Source organism: Candidatus Baltobacteraceae bacterium, from assembly GCA_036489885.1.
Taxonomy (GTDB): Bacteria; Vulcanimicrobiota; Vulcanimicrobiia; order Vulcanimicrobiales; family Vulcanimicrobiaceae; genus JAFAMS01.
Genome location: DASXEW010000003.1, coordinates 454079 through 473259, shown reverse-complemented (window position 1 = coordinate 473259; position 19181 = coordinate 454079). Strand labels below are relative to the sequence as shown.

The window sequence follows — 19181 nt, the reverse complement described above, 5'->3', positions numbered from 1 at the left end:
GTTCGGTCAGTACAGGCCCAACCTATCACCCGGGTCGTCGATCGTCAAGCACAGGTGCGCCCATGCCGGATCTAACGCTCGAGCAAGTCCGCGATGCCTTAGCCGCACTCGGCCTGAGGCCCGGTGAAGATGACATCGCCGACGTCGCGTTTCGCATAAACGCTACGCTCGAACGCGTGCGGGATCTCGATCGAGTCGAGCTCGACGAAACGTACTTCTTGAGCGACAAGGACCTGCGGAACGCGTGAGCGTTCTCGATCTTTCTGCGCAGCTGCGTGCGCGCCGTGTTGCAAGCAAAGAGCTCGTTGCCGCGTGCCTTGCAAACATCGAGAAGCAAAACCCGAAGCTGAACGCATTCATCACCGTGTGCGCGGACGCGGCGCTCGAGGCGGCCGAGCGTGCCGATCGCGAAATCGGCAAAGGGGAGCAACGCGGACCGCTCCACGGAATCCCCTTCGCGGTCAAGGATCAATTTTGGTCTCGTGGGATTCGAACCACGAACGGATCGCGTCTCTATTCGGATTTCGTTCCGGATGCCGACGCGACCGTCGTCGCCCGGATGCTGCATGCCGGGGCGATTCTCGTCGGCAAGCTCAACATGATGGAGCTCGGATTCGGTCCGACGCTCGAACCGCCGTACGGCGTTCCGCGAAATCCGTGGGATCTCTCACGCACTCCAGGCGGCTCGAGCAGCGGCTCCGCATCGGCGATCGCTACCGATCTCGTACCGGTGACACTGGGTGCTGACGCGGGCGGCTCGATTCGCTTACCTGCGGCCCTGTGCGGCGTCACAGGGATGAAACCTTCGCGTGGACGCGTGAGCCGCTACGGTTTGATGAGTTTCGGCGGCTGGTTCGATTGCGCCGGACCGCTCGCACGCAGTGCGTCTGATTGTGCGATCGTGCTCGGCGCGATTGCCGGCCTCGATGCAAACGATCCGCAGAGTAGCAGCGACGGCGTTCCCGACTATCTCGCCGCTTGCAACGAGAACATCAAAGGAATGCGCATTGGCGTCGTGCGCGAATTTCTCGAGACGGATCAATTGCAACCGGACGCCCGCAGCGCGTTCGAAGCAGCGCTCGGCACGCTCAAAGAATTGGGAGCCTCGGTCCAAGCGGTTTCGATTGCGAATATCGATCTCGCCTCGACGGCGCAGACCGTCATCGCCGAGCCCGAGGCTGCAGCATGGTATCGGCAGCATCTGATGGAGCGGCCGGGCGACATCGACGTCTTGCCGCGGTGCCGTCTGTTCGCGGCCAGTCTGATCCCTGCATCGTTCCGGGCTCGAGCCGTGAGATTCGTCCAGCTTCTGCAGCAGCAAGTCGATGAGACGCTCGGAAACGTCGACGTGCTCGTCTCGCCGACGACGACGGGCGGCGCGCCGCCGATTACTGCCGCGCGGATTCGCAGCAAAGAAGAGGCTTGGCGAACCGTCTTCGGCGGACGCAACCTTTGCACGAGCCCGTTCAGCTTGTCGGGTCATCCGGCGATTTCGATTCCGTGTGGATTCACGAACGAACATTTACCCGTCGGCTTGCAAATAATCGGCAAGACGTTTGACGAAGCCACATTGTTCCGTGTCGCGGCAAGTTTTCAAAACGTTACCGAGTGGCACCGCGTTTCTCCCTACACGATTGCGAGGCTATAAATGCGTAAAATGAATCGAGCAGAGTTCGGTGCGATCGCGGGGCCGTTCGCGACGGCGATGATGCTTGGCGGTCCCGTTCGAGTCGCTGCTGCCGGCGATCAGCCTCAATACGGAGGCGAGCTCGTCTATATCGTGCAGACGGGGCCGCCCACATACGACGCGCATCGCGAAGGCACGTTTACCCTGATCGATGTTGCGGCGCCGCACTACTCCACACTCCTGCGGATCGATCCGTTCGACAAGCTCGGCATCAAGATCGTCGGCGATCTGGCTGAGCGCTGGACGATCTCCGACGATGGCAAGACGTACACGTTCAAGCTGCGGCGCGGCGTGAGGTTCCATGACGGGTCGCCGATGACGTCGCGCGACGTCAAAGCAACCTACGACAAGATCATCTTTCCGCCGGCGGGCGTCGTCTCGCTGCGCAAAGGCGAGTACGTCGGCATGCAATCGGTCGACGCGCCCGATCCGGACACGATCGTGTTTCGGCTGAAGTATCCGATGAGCTCGCTGCTCTCGTCGCTCGCGTCACCCTTCAACTGGGTCTACAAGGCCGATCTGCTCGCAAAAGACCTTCACTTTTACGAAACCAACATTATGGGGACGGGTCCGTTCACGTTTGTCGAACACGTTCGCGGCTCGCATTGGACCGGAAAGAAGAATCCCAACTACTGGGACAAGCGCAAGCCCTACCTCGACGGGTTTCAGGCGATTTTTGTCGGCGATCCATCGGAACAAGTCGCCGCGATTCGCGGTGAGCGGGCGATGATCGAGTTTCGCGGCTTTACGCCTCAACAGCGCGACACGCTCGTAAGCACGATGCATGACAAGATTGCCGTGCAAGAGAGTCCGTGGGATTGCTCGGTCGTCCTCGCGATCAACCACGAGAGGAAACCCTTCGACGATAAGCGCGTGCGCCGCGCGCTCTCACTCGCACTGGATCGCTATCAGGGATCGGAAGTGCTTTCGAAGATTGCAATTTTGCGCGACGTCGCGGGCGTGCTCGTTCCGGGAACTCCTTACGCAGCATCAGCTTCGGAGCTGCAGAGTTTGGCGGGCTATTCTCACGACATCGAGCGCTCGCGCACCGAGGCCAAACGGCTGCTCCGCGAAGCCGGCGTTCCGGACGGCTTTTCGTTCACGTACATGAACCGTGGAATTCCAATGCCGCTTGAGCCGCTCGGCATTTGGCTGATCGATCAATGGAAGCAGATCGGCTTGAACGTGGCGCAGAACGTGGTCGAGGCATCGAAATTCTACGGCGAGCTTTCCAAAGGGAACTTCGACGTCGCCAGTGACAACAATTGCGGCTACATCGTCGATCCGTCGCTCGATCTGTTCAAGTATCAGTCCAAGGACGTCAGCGATTTCAACTTCGGACGTTATACGGACCGCACGCTCGACGATCTGTATATCAAGCAGTCGCGCACCTCGAACGTGGGTGAACGAAAGAAACTGATCCGCGGCTTCGAGAAGCGGCTGATCGATGACGAATGTCATTACATCATGACGATCCAATGGCACCGCATCGTCCCATACAACGCGAAGGTGCATGGCTGGACGATCACGCCCAGTCACTATCTCAATCAACAGCTCGATACGGTATGGTTGACAAAGACGTGAACATCGATCTCAACTGCGACATGGGCGAATCGTTCGGTGCCTACGCGATGGGTTACGACGAGACGATCATGCCGCACGTCACCTCGGCAAACATCGCATGCGGATTTCACGCCGGCGATCCGCAGGTGATGGGCCGGACCGTGAATCTCGCGCTCAAGCACGGCGTCGCACTCGGCGCACATCCCGGTCTGCCCGATCTCATGGGTTTCGGGCGTCGCAAGATGGACGTCACCCCAAGCGAGATGCGCGATTACGTTCGATACCAAATCGGCGCGTTGCGCGAGTATGCGCGGGCTGCCGGAAAAACGCTGCAGCATCTGAAGCCGCACGGCATCCTTTATCACATGATGAGCATGGAGGACGAGCTCGCTGGTGCAATGGCGGAGATGGCGATCGAATCGGATCTCATCCTCATCGCGCACTCGTCGAGCCGCTACGCGGAGGTTGCGAAGAGCAAAGGTGCGCGCGTTGCAACGGAAGCCTGTGCCGATCGCGGCTACAACGCCGATGGAACACTCGTCTCGCGAAAGGCGAAGGGCGCCTTGATCACCGATCCCGCAATGGCGGCCACGCAAGCCGTTCGCATGGTGCGCGAGGGAAAAGTTCGCGCGATTGACGGCAGCGAGTTTTCTGTATCGGTACAAAGTGTGGCGTGCCACGCCGATACGGACGGTGCGGACGAGATCGCTGGGGCCGTGCGTAGCGCGCTCGAGCAAGCAGGCTGTGTCGTTAAACCGCTGGGAGAGTGGTTCCGGTAAACCAAGCGCAGCCTCTGTAACTCCGGCCGAGTTACAGGGGAAGTATGAAGGCCCCGGCTTCGCGCGTTTACTACGGTTGGATCATCGTTCCCCTGACGTTCTTCGTGCTGCTGGTCGCAGCCGGCGCGCGTTCGACGCCCGGCGTGCTGATGCAGCCGATGGAAAACGAAATGGGCTGGACTGCTGCGACGATCTCGATCGCCGTTGCGATCAACATCGCGCTGTTCGGGCTTATGGGTCCCTTCGCTGCGGCGCTCATGCAAAGCATCGGCGTACGCAAAACCGTACTGCTCGGACTTGTTGTCGTAGCGATCTCGACGGCCTTGACTTCATTCGTGCACACACCATTGCAGCTCGTGCTCACGTGGGGTATCGGCGTCGGACTCGGCGTCGGCATGATCGGCATCGTGCTCGCCGCAACCGTTTCGACACGCTGGTTCGTGAAGCGCCGCGGAACCGTGACGGGAATTCTGACGGCCGCGAATGCGACCGGTCAGCTCGTGTTCTTACCGGTCCTCGCCCTCATTGCACAAAACTTCGGCTGGCGCAACGTCGGGCTTTTCGTCGCAGCGGCCGCACTTGTAACCGCAATTCCGATTGCGTTTCTCATGCGCAACCGCCCGGAAGACGTTGGTGAAAAACCTTATGGCGCGACGGCCGACAGCGAAGCCGGCGATTCGCCGCTTCTGCGCAGCGGCAATCCTCTTCGCACCGCGTTCACGACGCTGCGGGACGCCTCGAAGAAGCGAGACTTTTGGCTGCTCTTTGGAACGTTCTTCATTTGCGGCGCCAGCACGAACGGTTTCATCGGTACGCACTTCATCCCGGCCTGCGGCGATCATTTCATCCCCGAAGTTCGTGCTGCGGGGTATCTCGCGATGATGGGCGCGTTCGATCTCGTAGGCACGACCCTGTCGGGCATTCTCACCGATCGGCTCAACAGCCGGTATCTGCTGTTTTGGTACTACGGTTTGCGCGGACTCTCGTTGATGTTCGTTCCGGTTGCGTTCACGATCACCGGACCATTCGGCTTACCGTTGTTTGCGTTATTCTACGGACTTGATTGGGTCGCGACCGTTCCACCGACCGTGCGGCTCACCGTTGATGCGTTCGGCCGCGATAAAGGCCCGCTCGTGTTCGGTTGGATCTCCGCGGGCCATCAGCTCGGGGCCAGCTCGATCGCGCTTCTTGCCGGGATCATTCGCACGACGCAAGGCAGCTACGACAACGCGTTTTACATATCGGCCGGCTTGTGTCTCGTGGCTGCCATCGCGTCGCTCGCAATCGGTTTCGGCCGCCGTCGCCCGGCGCTTCAACCGGTAGCCGCGACTTAAACCTTAAGCCGCTTCTCGAACCAATGGTGCGCGTAGTGCTCGTCGTTGAACGGCGGGACTTCGCGGAAGCCGGAGCTACGGTACATCGCGATTGCTTCGGACAAAGCGTTGTGCGTCTCGAGGCAGGCGATCTTGGCTCCCGCTTCGCCCGCGAGCCGTTCGAGTCCACAGAGCAGTCGCCGCCCGAGTCCCGCGCCGCGAACCGTCCGCGAGACCCACATTCGTTTGAAATACGCTCGTGACTTCTCGAGAAATAGGATCGCACCGCACGCGACGGGCTCGCCGTGCAATCGCGCGATGATGAAGTATCCCTCAGGCGGCTTGAAATGTTCGGCCGTTGCGAAAATGCTCTGCGCAGGATCGAATCCGCCCGGAAAGCGCTTCGCCAGCTCGGCGAAGTATTGCTTGAGACACCAGCGCGCGTCGCGCGAGTTCGGGTCTTCGACGTTGAATTCGACGAGCGAGGCGCCAAGGAGAACTTCGACTTCGTGCATTGCCGTGACGAGACGTTCGCGCTGCTTTTCGTCGAGCGGTTCGAGCAGCGAGCGCGCCGCAGCGTTCGCGCGCCGGTCGATCTCCTCGCGTTCCTTGAGTCCCACAGCGGTGAGCGTAACGCGACGCACGCGTGCGTCCTGTTGGCTCGTCACCACTCTGATCAGACGATGCTTTTGTAGCGAACGTAAGACGCGACTGACGTAGCCCGAATCGAGGCCGAGCTTGGCGCGCAAATCGCGGACGTCGCTGCCGTCCCGCCCGATTTGCCAGAGCACGCGCGACTCGCCGTACGGGCGGGGCCGGTCCAAGAAGCGATCCGCGACCGTCCCCGTACGCTCGGCGACGATGCGGTTGAAGCTGCGCACACGCTCGACAGCGGCCCGGTCCATTCTCTGACCTTAGTCAGATAATCCCGGCAAGCCTCCCGTACGGCGACGACGAACTGACGGCTGTGAAGAAGCGAGCGCAGCAGGGCGCACACGGGTTCCCGGATGACGGCGTCATTCGTGTCAGCCGCGAGCGGCGTCGCGCGAGCAGTGTCACCATGATCCACGGCCTCGCGCCAAACGAGATCGATTCGGTCGGCGGATTGCTTCGCAAGCTCTGCGGTACCGGCGGTACCGCGAAGAACGGAATCGTCGAGCTACAGGGCGATCACCGCGACCGCGTCGTGGCGTGGTTTGAAGAGCAGAAGCGAAGAGTGAAACGAGCCGGCGGTTGACGCTTATTGCGTGAACTGACCTGCAAGATCGGTCCAGTCGCTCGCGAGCTTCGTAACGCTGTCGACGATCTGAACTTGTAACGTCCCGAACGCGTCGTCGTGCAAGAGGTCGGCGGCAGCAAGGTTGACGTCGGCGTCGGACGCCGAATCGCGATGCACGTCGGCCGGGGGTACCGCGACCGCGGTCGCATCGTCGAGCAGAGCGTCGCAAGGCGTTGCGGCTTGCGGCACTTGGCGGATTCGAACCGCAAAGCGGCGCGGCAGCGTTTGCGAGCGCAGACCGATCGTCAGCGCATCGCTTGCATGATGAATGGAGGCGGACGGCGTCACACCGACGGTATCGAGCTCGGGACGCATACCGCCGAGACGAAGTGCAAACGCTTCTCCACTTCCGCCGGCTGAGGGTATGAGCTCCGCCGTCACGACGCTTCCTTCGCGTACATCGCCGCCACCGATCGGCGGGCCGGTGAAGCACGCGACGTCCGCATTCGAGGCAGGCGCCTTTTTGTAGACGTTCGGTCCGATGCGCGCCCCGCTTATTCCATCGAAGCCCGCACCGGTTAATAAGATTTCGTGATCTCCGATGTACGCGACTTGCCCTTTCTTCGCATCGACCTCTGCCGGCGCCGGTGCAATTGCAAGCGTCGTATCATCGGCGATGCGCCGATGCTGCGCCGTGTCGGATTGAAAAAGGTGAATGTGCGCAAGACCTGAGGGAATGGCCGCCAGCGAGCCTTTGAGCTCAACGCGCCGATCGTCAAGATGATCGATCGTGAGCGAGACCGGCGTGTTGCCGGCCATCTGCAATTCAGCACCCGACACGCACGGTGCCGCCTCCGAGGATGCGACGGCGTCGAGCGTTCCGCCCGCGAGCGCGGGATGGTAGGCGATCGTTTCGACCTTCCATGCAGCAGCGCCGGGGACTGCAATATGCGCGAGCGCACGCTGCGATTGCGGCAACGGATTGAATCCGAAACGGCCGTTGAGTTTGACATCGTAGCCTTGGCCGGCGTGCAACGACGAGCGATCGATGGTTGGCGCAGCTGCGGTTCGCGGGTCGATCGGAACGTGGATCGTTGCGCCGCTTCCCGAGGTCAACGTCACGCTCGTGTCGTTGACATACTGCGACGTCTTACTCAGATGAACCGGAAGCTCGACGCGTAAGGCGGCCGCACACGAGCCGCCGCCCTTATCGTCGCTTACGACGGTCGGGGGACTCCCGATTGCATCGGGATCGCCGATGGTGAAGAACAGCACGCTCGAGTATGCGGCCGGCGGCCGCAACGTTGGAACTTTGAGACCCATCAAGAGCTGCTGCGGCGACGTCCCGGGCATGACGGGTTTCGTCAATCGAAGCGCGGTGGGAAGATATTCGTATTCCTTGTGGCCGTCTTGCGAGAAGATTTTCCAGATCGCCAAGAGCGGCTGCATGTAGAGCGCGAGCTGAACCGGCGTCGCCGCACTTGCAACGCCCCCGAAAAACTGCGCCTGCGTCGGTGCTTCGATATTCGTTTGATATTGTACCGAGAGAAGGCTACTCTGCACGCAATTCGCGACTTCAGCGTTCGTCGCGCCTGCCTCGTAGCATTCGCTGACCGAATCGGGTGATGCACCAAGCGCGGTCGCAATGCCGACGACGCGCTGCTGATCGGAGATGGGATCGATCGAGCCTTGCGCAAGCGACGAGAGAAAATCGCTAAACCAGCTGTAGCGTTCGACCGCATCGTTCGAGGAGACGGACATGTCTTTGAAGTCGGTTGGATGGGCTTGCACGTAATCGCGCACGCCGTCCATGCCGCGCGTTTTCCCGTCTTCGGGGACGACGAAAAAGACGGGGATTCCACGGTGGTCGCCACTTCCGTAGACGAAGTGCGTCGTAGGGGTCGTTGGTGTTATCTTGCGACGCCCGTGCGGATTCGAAAAAAGACGGTCGTCCGTTCCGCTCTTGGCGTAGAGCCAGCCGACCGGTGGCGTCTCGGTGATGAACGCGACGTTGACGTGATAATTCACCTTGGCGGGCGGTCGCGTGTAATCGACAAATCGTACCGAGACCTTGTCGCCGGGCGCGAGCGCCGGGACGGCAGCTGCCGGTAGCGTGACGGGCTTTCCGTCGAAGGTGCGCGTTACGGTGGCCTCAATGCGCGACGACGCGGCCGGGCCGACGCTGGCTCCGAAGGCAAAAGGCTGGGCCTGATCGGCGCGTGCCGCAAGCGGTCCGAGGAGACCCGCGACGATCAACGCAATGACGAGACGTCGGTATCGCATCTTACTCTGTAACGCTACTTCGAGCACGTCTGTTCCCGGAAGCGACTGCTTAGAGTTCGACCGCGCTTCGATACGCCTCAAGAACGTCGCGACGCGTAATCATGCCGATGAACTTCCCCGTGGCCGGGTCCGCAACGGGAAGCGCTGCGATCCCCGGGTCGGCAAGGAGCGTAGCCGCGCGCTCGAAGCTGTCATCGGGGACGAGTGTTTCCGTCGTGCGTGCAATGGTGTCGATCGATGCGTTTGGCTCGCTGCGCAAATGCTCGATAAAGTCCGGGAATGGAACGATACCGATGCAATGCCCGTCCCGCAGTACGGGAATTGCGCCTTCGGCAGCCGTCGAAATACGTTGCGCGATCTGCGAGAGCGGTTCACCCGCGTAACCCACGGGCGGCAGTTCGCGCTTAATGGACGCAACGTTGCGCCGAGTGAGCAAGCGCGGATGCCGGACGGCTGCCCAATTGATTCCGCGTCGAATCAGCTTGAGTTCGTAAACGGTGCCTCGAATGAGCCATCGACCCAGGATGGTCGCAATTACCGTAGCAACCATTAGCGGCAGGACGATCAGATAATCGTTCGACATTTCGAATACGATCATTATCGAGGTGATTGGGGCTTCGGCTGCAGCCGCGAAGACGGCCGCCATGCCAACGAGACCATAGGCGGCCCCCGTTGCCGTCCACGTCGGCGCGAACATGTGAACCACGCGGCCGAACGCATCGCCGATCATCGCGCCCGTGAAGAGCGACGGAGAGAAGACGCCGCCGCTTCCTCCTGAGCCGAGTGTGAGTGCCGTTGCGATCGGCTTGAGTACTGAGAGTAGCAACGCTTGCGACGGCGGCACGTGCGAGCGAAGAACTTGATCGATGGCCCCGTAACCAACGCCGAAAATCTGCGGCTTCCATAAGCCAATGAGTCCAAGTGTTCCGAAGCCGATCGTGGCCTTGAGCCATCCCGGCACGTTGAGCGCGTCGAATCGATCTTCGACCGCATAAAGCAGCTTGACGAAGCCTGCAGCCCAGAACGCGCAAATCACACCGAGCACCGCATAGAAGAGCAGTTCGGCCGGAGAAACGAGGTTGAAGGCTGCCGCCGTGAACGACGGGTGATTTCCGAAGTACGCGCGACCGATTACGGCTGAAACGACGCTTGCAATCACGATTGCGGCAAACGAGCGCGGCGCGAATTCTCCAAGGATGACTTCGCTCGCGAAGAACACGCCGCCGATCGGCGCATTGAACGTCGCCGATATTCCGCTTGCAGCTCCGCATGCGACGAGCGTTCGCGCAATCGGCGCCGGAACGCGGCCGAGCTGTCCGAGCACGGAGCCGATCGTTGAGCCGATCTGCACGATCGGTCCCTCGCGGCCGCAACTGCCGCCGAATCCGATGCAGATCGCGGACGCAATGCTTTTGACGGCGATGATGCGCGGGCGCATTCGACCGGCTCGCAGTGCAACTGCCTCCATTACTTCGGGCACGCCGTGACCGCGTGCTTCCGAGGCGAAGCGGGCAACGATCGCCGAGGTCGCGATGCCGCCGATAATCGGCACGATGACGATTGCGAGGAACCCAAGGTGTCCGAGCAGCCTCCCGCCGATGAGATCGAACGCGAGATATCCCGCGCCGTCGATCATGTGGCGGAAGATGACGGCACCATAGCCACCGCCGATGCCGATAAGAACGGCCGCGCAAAGCATGAACGTGCTCTGACTGACCTGCACTCGTCCGAAGTAAAGTGCATAGCCTTTGTCGGTCTCGACGTACCGGGGTAGGAAAATGTGTGGCTGCTGTACCGCTGTCGTCATGAATCTCTCTAAGCATACCCGTTGGTCGACATCTGATGTCTGATCTGGACGTAACTTGAATCTGCAGCAATTCGGGCCGGACATCTGGATCGGCGACGGTCCACCCGTCAACGTATTCGGGCCGTTCAAGCTCCCGACACGAATGATCGTCGTCAAACTCTCCGATGGCTCGCTTTGGATCAACTCGCCGATCGAGGCGTCTACGGAAGAGATGCAGAGTGTCTCACAGATGGGTCCGATTCGATATCTCGTTGCGCCGACGCCGCTCCATGTATGGCGACTCGCATCATGGAAGGCGTGCTTTCCGTCGGCCGAGCTCTGCGGACCGAAGGCAAGCGGCGCCGCGTGGGCGGCCGATATCGATCAGGTGCTCTTCCGTGGGAACGCCTTCATCCAAGAGCTCGAGTTCTTCCACACAAGATCGAACACGTTGATCTTTGCGGACTTGATCCAGAACTACCGCACATGGAGAGGGGTGCCACTGGATGCGCGGTTGTCGTTCACGCGTCGCGACCTCGCGCGCCAATCGCTGAGCAGAATTCTTGCCTGGGATTTCGACAAGCTCATTATCGCACACGGAAAATGCCTGGACCGAGACGCAAAGCCATTCGTCGAACGCGCTTTTTCATGGCTTAGGCGCAAAGAAGACCGCTGATCGTCCCGACGTCAACGAGACCCTGATCGATTGTGCGCCCGCATGCGCTGCAGCGTGCCGGCGCCTTCTCATGGCGGAGCGCAGGTGATGATCAACGAACGCTCCGCGCAGACGATGCCCACTAAGGTCTCATCGCAACCGAACAACCGCGTTCAGCGCAGGCGTGAACTTGCGCGTACACTGGGTCTTTGCGCGACCTGCTGCGCACGACGGCCGCCGGCCGGTAAGGCGACATGCGGTCCCTGCCGGGATGCCGCGTCATTGCGTGTCCGCCGCGCTCGCGTCCGCGAGCAGGATCGACGTCGCAGCATTACGCTCGGGCGCGACTACGAAGCGGCCGGCGATTTAGCCGTCGAGCAGTACGCCTATTCGGATGCGGCGTCGCATTTCGAACGCGCCACGGCTCAGAGCCAAACGACGACAGACAAAGCGAGGCTCTGCGAAAAGGTCGCCTTTGCGCTGTTCTACGGGCCACGTCCTGAGAGGGCGCGCCCGTGGCTTGAGCGCGCATTCGACATCTACGCCAAGCACGACGAGACTGTGCCTGAAGCGAGTCGAATTCTGCTGCGGCTCGCGCGCCAATCGTGGCTAGAAAGCGAAACCGTCCAGGGCCTTGGGCGGATCCGCGAGGCGCGCAATCTCGCTGGCGCGACAAACGACAGGAAAGTCGTGGCACGAGCGAATCTGGCAATCGCGCACTACCTTGTTTTGCTCGGTCGATACGACGAAGCTCAACAACATCTACGTACTCTGCGCATCTCGCCACTCGAGAGCCCGGAGACGCGTGCGATACTCTTCAATCAGAGGGCGATCGTACGGGCAGCACAGGGCGACGCGCGAGCCGCCTACGCTGACTTTGAAGTGGCGCTCCGAGCGGCACGCGAGATTTCCGACGGATATCTTGTAACAGCAATTTGGGATGACTACGCGAATTGGGCGACTGCGCTCGGCGACATTGCGAGCGCTCGTGTCTGCCGCGAGCGGGCTCTACTGGTTGCTCGCGAGCGACAAATCGCATGGCGCGTTCCATACTTGACTCTGCGTTATGCCAGCTTGTTGATCGTCTTGGGCGAATATGCTCGTGCGCGAGAATTCGTCGCGGATGCAATGACCTATGATGTCGACACCCCGACACTCCGCGTCTTGCTGAGCATCGTCGGTACCGAACTCGGGCTTGCTGTGAGCGACGGAGCCCTGCTGGAGAAGGTCGTCGACAAGGACGTACTCGAGCTCGCATTTGCATCAGGTGAACCTGCACGAATCGGCCCAATCGCGGCCGCGTTTGGCAAAGTGTACGCGCGCCGCCGCATGTCTTCGCCGCTGAGGACCATCACGTCGCGCGCAGTCCGAGCCCTTGAAAGCGCCGATCATGCCGGTGACATACTCGCCTCATCCGCAGCTTGGGGGACGCCACCGGATGCCGAACGTGCGCGCAAAATACTGCAGCGGCGTGCGAAGGCGCCTTCGGGGAAGGTTGCCGCCGCATTTCTCGAGGCTTGGAAGTTGCTTGCGGCTCGTCGACGCCTAGGCACGCGAATGGTAATCGAACAGGCTCGCACGGCGGCAAAGGCCTTCGCAGATCTTGGATGGCACCACCAAAGCGCGTTCGTCGCCGGAGTTTCGCGAGTCCAACTGCCGGCAGCCGCAGCTACGTCGCCGGGCACGGAACGTGACATTCTGGGCGACCTGCAGCCGTCGCTCACGCCTAGAGAACGTCAAGTCGCCGAGCTCGTCCTTCGCGGCTATACGAACCGCGCTATCGCGACCGTCTTATCGATTACTGAACATACGGTCGAGAGTCACTTGTCGTCGATCTTTAACAGACTAGGTCTACGGTCGCGCTGGCAGCTCATGGATCGCGTACGCGAGGAGCATTCGCCGGGATAGTCAGGCGTAACAGAAACGCCCTTTTGTTTCTGTTACGCATGAGAGTTGCCCAGTAACTCAAGAGAATTGAGCTTTAGGCCAACAGTCCAAGCCTAAGGGCTCCGGGATGCGAGAGCTCCGGCCAGCGCTTAACATTACGTTGATGGCCGTACTAATCGGCGTGACTTCAGCATTCCGCGGCGACCAAATATCAGATGAGGTGAAACGTCATTGTGCTGTATTGCGCGATACCGGAGCTGAGCCGGTTGTTCTTTCTCCTGACGACGATGCAACGCGGACGCTCGGCCGGAACGAGCTGCGCGGAATTGTCTTCAGCGGCGGCGGCGATGTCAGCGCAGTGTATTACGGTGGTCGCGAAGAGCTCGCTAACGACCGCGTCGATCAGCAACGCGACGAGTTCGAGATTCGATTAATGCAAGAGTGTTTGACACGCGAGATCCCCACGCTGGCGGTGTGCCGCGGGATGGAGCTTGCGAACGTCGTTCTCGGGGGAACGCTGATCGAGGATCTGCGTGAACACTTTGGCACGGGCTATATCATCGCGCACCACCAGGTGAAAGAGAGCGGGATCCAACCGGCTGCTCCTACGCACCGCGTTTCACTGGTGGACGACACGCGATTACACGCGCTCTATGGGGCCCGGGAGATCCGCGTCAATTCGCTCCATCACCAAGCGATCCGGAAACTCGCGCCCGGCTTACGCGCATGCGCGCTCGCCGACGACGGCACTATTGAAGCTGTCGAGCTTGAAGCCGAGAGACCGTTCTTCTTTGGAGTTCAGTGGCATCCGGAAGCGCTTCGCGATGATTGGACTGATGTTCTTTATGGACGCTTTATCGCCGCCTGTGACCCCACGCCGCCCACGTCAGGAGATACATCCGATGGGAACTAGCATGCTCGCGCGCGTTGCGCAATTTGTCGTCGCGGTCATCTTTGCGCAGCTGATCGTTTCTACACCGGGTGTGGCGCAGGTCGCGCCGACGACGAGTGCATCGATAACGGGGACGGTGACCTCCAGTAGCGGCGCGCCCGTCGCCGGTGCACTCGTCACCTTATCGGGCCCGCGCAAGCTCTCCACGCAGACGGACAGTCACGGTGCCTTTGCGTTTAACGGGCTACCGATCGGCCTATACAAAATCTCCGCAAAGTCGGCGGAATTAGGCACGACTACACCGCAGAATCTGTCCTTGCAGTCGGATGTTGTCGTTTCGGTTCGGTATGAGGCAGCCCAAAAGGGCCTTCGCGTTATTGCGACGACGTCGACGACCGTCGGAGCGCAGATCAATTCGACGCCGGCGTCAATTACACAGATTAGTCCGATAACGAACGCCATGGAAGGAGATACCTCATGGCGGCAAACTCTCGAGCAAATTCCAGGGGTGGCTCAAGCGGGCTTGGGTAGTGGTAGCTTTGGCGGCCAATCCGGATTCGCCGATAGCCCGTTGATGCCCATACAGGTTTCGATCGACGGCGCGCTCCCTTATGAGTCCGCCATTTTGCTTGATGACATGCCTCTCATCGGTTTGCAGAGCGCGACATCGCAAGGTGGGAACGGAACGGACCTAGGTTTCTATCCACTCACCGCATTTGGATCCGCCGACGTGATACGGGGTCCCGGCGCCTCTGCGAGCATCGTTGATTCGATCGGGGGCACCCTGAGTCTGCATGCGCTGAGTTCGGCCACGCGGAACCACTTCGACCTTTCGATTAGTACAGATCCCTACGGCGGCACCGTCATTAGAAGCATGGGCGCAATACGCGCAAATAAGCTCACTGCGGTCGTTACGTATGGATTAAACGATAGTCCCGGTCCTCTCAGCGGTTCGGGACCGCTAGGGTATGCCGTGTTTACGCCGACGTCGGTCAACGGTCGATCGTTTAACTGTACGGGTACGTGCGCGGTGAATTTTCTGCCGGAACCGTATAGCGATTTTGGCGGCCTTAATTTCACGACCGGCCTCGTTCAGTGCTGCGTCCAGCAAAGCACAGCGTGGAGTCAGATCAGTGGTTCGGCGGCGATAGCATACGCGATTTCACCCAACGTGAGCGCCCAGGTCTTTTATGCAGGCCAGACTTCTCGTATGGACGACGGCTTCTACAGCTTTGCCGGCACGTTTGAGCCTCCGGCTGGCTACACGGGTAGTTTCCCGTCGGGGAACCATACCTTCCCCGGAATTGGCTTGTATTTGAGTCCAGCGCCTTACGAAAACGCCGCGAGCTTGCTTGAGGAAAAGATTACCGCGACCATCGGCAGCGGAGTGCTCCGCGTCGCAGCATTGCAAAATCGGACGTTCAGTAGCTACTCGTTTCAAAGCGCCTCGTCACTAACACAAAAGCTCTATGGTGGAGGCCAAATCTGCACAGACACGAGCCCTAGTTGTGCTACGGGAACATACGAACCAATTACGTTCAATGGTGGGCAGTATCAACTCGGCTATACGGGTAGCACGTTCGGTGAGCAGAATCTCGGCGTTGCGAACAATCGGGACAGATTAGTCAGTTACACGACGCCGCTCGGTGAGAACATGGTCCTCGGAGCCTCGTTTGTTCAGTCATATTATAACGAGCCTGATCAGTTCGGCGAGAACTATGCAGGAACACAGATTTTCTCGCTCTACCCCCCGATGGTGGCGCCGAGCGTTTCGGAAGTCACCGATGAGTCACGGCTCTCCCTCGGTATCAATCCTTCGCGCACGACAACCCTCGAACTCGCCGACTACTTCGTTACAACCCACTATCATGTCCCGAACCCCAACACGCCGCCGGTTGCGTATCTCGATGAAGTGTACACGTATTCTGCACCGCGGCTCGGATTCGTATGGCGACCGAGCACGCCGTATGCCTTCCGATTTTCCGCCGGTGGGGGTTTCGCCGAAGCTCCCCTCAGCGATCTTCTCGGCACGAACGCACCCCCAACGTGTCAGGTCGGAGACTGCTTCACGACTCTCACGAATCTCGCGTTGAAGCCGGAGGAGTCGTTCTCGTTCGATGCAGGCGCAGATGCGCGCCTCAACGGTAACGATCTCTTCACCTTCGATATGTACCGCTCGAATCTCTACGGTCAGATATACCAGACATCGCAATACGAGCCACCGTGCGCGACCTGCGGCGGGCAACCGTTATATGTGACGCAGTTCGGCAATCTTGGTAGCTCGCGGTTCGAAGGCATTGCGCTCGGATTTAAGCATGACGTACCGCACGGCTTGTTCGGGAATTTCTCAGGAGGTTTCACCCGAAGCTACGTCCTCAGCCTGCCGGGCGATTTCTACAATAGCGGTGGAACCTGCAATTTCAAAACGCAAGCGAACTGTCAAAACCTCCAGGTTGTGCCAGGCATTAACATGACGGGCGCGTTCGGAACGGCGGTACCGTACGCTCAAGCCTATGGGCGCGTGGGATATCGTTGGAAGCCTGGAACGGAGATTGATTTTGTCCCTACGTATTTCGGAAATAACAATACATATTTTCGGCCGGCCTTTGTCGAATTGGATGCGCATGCAAGGTACGCACTCAGCAAAAATCTATCTCTCATGATGACCTTCAAAAATATAACCGGCATGTACGATAGCGGAGTGCAAGTGCTTTCGGCTGCGAACGCGAGCGGCGCACCCGTCGTAGCTGGTCTCCCCTCCGAGCTCAACGGCGAAGAATATGGGCCGCGCACAGTGCTTTTGACGATGCAATTGCATCTATAAAGATGAACACGCGATGTTTACCGCGCTTGGCAGCGTTTCTCGGAGCCGCCATTGCCTTCAGCTCCTTAGTTTCCCCATGCTCCTCGGCGCCGGCTGCGCCAGACGGACAATCGCTGGCGCCATGCGTGCCGACGCGGTTATCAATAGGATCGCGTGTTGTCGATGCGCACGCAATCAAGTGGTTGCTGGAAAACGAAGCCACGTGGAACGGGCACATGAACGCGCCCGAATCGATTGCGTGGGTTCCCCATCACGACCAGCTGATCGTCTCATGGCGAGGCGCGAATGATACAAAGGCGCCTGAAACACAGTTGATCGCATCGGTCGATCTCAAAGACGGCGAGTGTCGCACGCTCACGGTGGGATTCGAGCCGGTTGTATCGTCGGACGGCAGACATGTCGCATTCGTATCGCGAACGAGCGGCTCACTGCAGATATACGTCATGAATGCCGATGGATCGGGAATTCAGCAGTTGACGAATCGTAAAGGCGGAGTCGTCGGCGCAGGATTTGGTTATGATGCTCCTCCGTTCGCGTGGTCTCCCAATTCGCGATCGATCGCTTACGTGACACATCACTTCTTGTACGGCTATGGCAATTCTATGTCGGCCATCGGCGGCACGCGCGTTCATGTTTATAGCAGCGACCCGTCCTCATCGCCGTCGATTCTCTCGGAACCAATAGCCCCTGAGATTCGAACAATCGATCTCGACACCGGCGCCGATCGGTTGGCCGTTCAGGCCTACCGTGACACGTGGGTCAATTGGGTTGGCTGGTCACCAAATGGCCGGCTATTTTTCGATGAATCGCATTTCTTTCACGCGGACGACTTCCACTCGATTGTGGCTTTTGATCCGGCGACACGAAAAACGTCCACTGTCGTTCGCGTGGCGGGAATGCAGAAATGGCTCAATCCAACGTTTGTGGACGACGGCACGAAGCTGTTGTATCTCACCGACCCTGTGTTCCCAACATACGATATCGTCGACGATTTCGCGGTAACCAATATCGGCGGCAAGAAGACGTCGTATTGGACGCGCGACTTTCGCTGGCTCTACCGATTTTATCCCCAATGGGACAACAGGACGCATACGATATTCTCAGTCGGAATGCACGGAAGCGCATACGGGCAGATCTACCGGCTGCGTCGTGGGCAGCAACCCGAATCGGTGACGCGCGGGTCGGAGGACGTTCAAGCATTCGCGCTCTCGTCAGAGCGAGCGTCGATAGCCTGGCTCGGGCTTGACCCGTACGGTCAGGTACGTTTGCACGTCGCGAATGAAGACGGCTCGTCGGCGCGCGCGCTCGTGCGGCTGCATCCCGAGTTCGACGGCTTGAAAATGAGCCGCATCGAGGAGATTCATTACCGCTCGAGCGACGGACTCGAGTTGCCGGCGCTCATTGTCTACCCGATGCATTACGACGCACGTCGCCGATATCCGACGATCGTCCAGATTCACGGCGGCGGCTTCAGTTCGCGACTCACGCTGGACGGAACCATCATCTATGGAGCAGGGCCGCTCGAATGGCAATACTGGGCGAGTCTCGGCTATGCGATGGTGATCACCGATTATCGGATCACGGGGACATACGGCCATAAACCTGTTCAGGAGGCAATCGCCAACCACGACTACTACGAGCGCGATTGCGCCGACGTGGAAGGTGCGGTCAATTACGCGATCGCGCATGGAATAGCCGATCCGAACCGATTGGGTGTCTTCGGCGTGAGCTATGGTGGTACGCATACGAATTTCCTCATCACTCACGATCACCGCTATAGGGCGGCGATCTCGTACGAAGGATGGGGGAACGAATTTTATCACAATGAATCGGCAATCGTTAAGCTTAGCCACGAAGAGCTCGGCTATCTTTACGGCGGTACTCAGTGGGACGTACCGCAGAGATACGTCCGTGAGTCGTCCGTGTTTCATACAAAGAACGTTAAAACTGCGACGATGTTCGTGAGTGGTAATCCGAATCTCGGAAGCGAGCCGCGCGACGATCCCGAGTTCTTATACGCGAGCTTCCGCGACCAAGGCGTTCCGTCTGAATTGATTCAGTACGAAGATGAAGGCCATGTCCTCCACGAGACACAGGATCAAATGGACCTGCTCGCGCGATCGACGGTGTGGTTTGACAAGCACTTGATGCACGCAAAGGGTCCCGCGGCGTCAAATGATCGACCCATGTAGCATCGCCGTCGGAAACTATTCACTATGGCGCGGCCGGGGCGTACGGTGAGTGGGGATGAGCTTCTCGAAGCGATCTGGAGGCGAAGTGAAAAAGGAGCACG

At 59.6% G+C, this 19181-nt stretch carries 14 protein-coding genes; 11 read left to right on the top strand and 3 right to left on the bottom strand.

The features are described 5' to 3' along the window. Positions 1-62: 62 nt before the first annotated feature. The 5 genes from VGG22_08170 to VGG22_08150 are packed head-to-tail and all read left to right on the top strand — an operon-like array spanning position 63 to position 5363. Complete coding sequence (locus VGG22_08170; protein ID HEY1728331.1) at positions 63-248, top strand: hypothetical protein; 186 nt, start codon at positions 63-65, stop codon at positions 246-248. Further along, on the top strand, positions 245-1648 hold the full coding sequence (locus VGG22_08165) for an amidase (GenBank protein HEY1728330.1): 1404 nt from the start codon (positions 245-247) through the stop codon (positions 1646-1648). The genes VGG22_08170 and VGG22_08165 overlap by 4 nt, the downstream gene beginning before the upstream one ends. A gap of 9 nt (positions 1649-1657) precedes the next feature. Beyond that, positions 1658-3271, top strand: a complete 1614-nt coding sequence (locus VGG22_08160) for an ABC transporter substrate-binding protein (GenBank protein ID HEY1728329.1) — start codon at positions 1658-1660, stop codon at positions 3269-3271. Next, positions 3268-4029 (top strand): 5-oxoprolinase subunit PxpA, encoded by a 762-nt coding sequence (locus VGG22_08155; protein ID HEY1728328.1) that lies wholly within the window; start codon positions 3268-3270, stop codon positions 4027-4029. Before VGG22_08160 ends, VGG22_08155 begins: the two co-directional genes overlap by 4 nt. A 44-nt stretch (positions 4030-4073) precedes the next feature. Continuing rightward, positions 4074-5363, top strand: coding sequence for an MFS transporter (locus VGG22_08150; GenBank protein ID HEY1728327.1), 1290 nt, complete (start codon positions 4074-4076; stop codon positions 5361-5363). Here the strand turns inward: VGG22_08150 and VGG22_08145 are convergent. Further along, a complete protein-coding gene (locus VGG22_08145) occupies positions 5360-6247 on the bottom strand; it encodes a helix-turn-helix domain-containing GNAT family N-acetyltransferase (GenBank protein ID HEY1728326.1) in 888 nt (295 codons plus the stop codon). The genes VGG22_08150 and VGG22_08145 overlap by 4 nt on opposite strands. 62 nt (positions 6248-6309) lie before the next feature. Here VGG22_08145 and VGG22_08140 point away from each other — a divergent pair, with 62 nt between their 5' ends. Then, the gene (locus VGG22_08140) at positions 6310-6579 is read left to right on the top strand and encodes a hypothetical protein (GenBank protein HEY1728325.1); all 270 of its coding nucleotides are present in this window, start codon (positions 6310-6312) and stop codon (positions 6577-6579) included. Between the two features lie 3 nt (positions 6580-6582). Here VGG22_08140 and VGG22_08135 read toward each other — a convergent pair whose 3' ends face one another. Together VGG22_08135 and VGG22_08130 are read right to left on the bottom strand one after the other, a co-directional pair. Beyond that, positions 6583-8844: a hypothetical protein gene (locus VGG22_08135; GenBank protein ID HEY1728324.1), complete on the bottom strand. Its 2262-nt coding sequence runs from the start codon at positions 8842-8844 to the stop codon at positions 6583-6585. Between the two features lie 49 nt (positions 8845-8893). Next, complete coding sequence (locus VGG22_08130) at positions 8894-10651, bottom strand: chloride channel protein (protein HEY1728323.1); 1758 nt, start codon at positions 10649-10651, stop codon at positions 8894-8896. A 55-nt stretch (positions 10652-10706) separates the two neighbouring features. On the opposite strand from VGG22_08130, the gene VGG22_08125 reads away from it, so the two are divergent. The 5 genes from VGG22_08125 (at position 10707) to VGG22_08105 (ending at position 19080) form a co-directional block, all read left to right on the top strand. Then, complete coding sequence (locus VGG22_08125; GenBank protein ID HEY1728322.1) at positions 10707-11306, top strand: DUF4336 domain-containing protein; 600 nt, start codon at positions 10707-10709, stop codon at positions 11304-11306. A gap of 87 nt (positions 11307-11393) precedes the next feature. After that, positions 11394-13193 carry a LuxR C-terminal-related transcriptional regulator gene (locus tag VGG22_08120; GenBank protein ID HEY1728321.1) on the top strand — a complete coding sequence of 600 codons (1800 nt, stop codon included), beginning with the start codon at positions 11394-11396 and terminating at the stop codon, positions 13191-13193. 142 nt (positions 13194-13335) lie between these two features. Then, positions 13336-14085 carry a gamma-glutamyl-gamma-aminobutyrate hydrolase family protein gene (locus VGG22_08115; protein ID HEY1728320.1) on the top strand — a complete coding sequence of 250 codons (750 nt, stop codon included), beginning with the start codon at positions 13336-13338 and terminating at the stop codon, positions 14083-14085. Position 14086: 1 nt separating this feature from the next. Further along, positions 14087-16888 carry a TonB-dependent receptor gene (locus tag VGG22_08110; protein HEY1728319.1) on the top strand — a complete coding sequence of 934 codons (2802 nt, stop codon included), beginning with the start codon at positions 14087-14089 and terminating at the stop codon, positions 16886-16888. 125 nt (positions 16889-17013) lie between these two features. Next, positions 17014-19080, top strand: a complete 2067-nt coding sequence (locus tag VGG22_08105) for a prolyl oligopeptidase family serine peptidase (GenBank protein ID HEY1728318.1) — start codon at positions 17014-17016, stop codon at positions 19078-19080. Positions 19081-19181 lie beyond the last annotated feature (101 nt).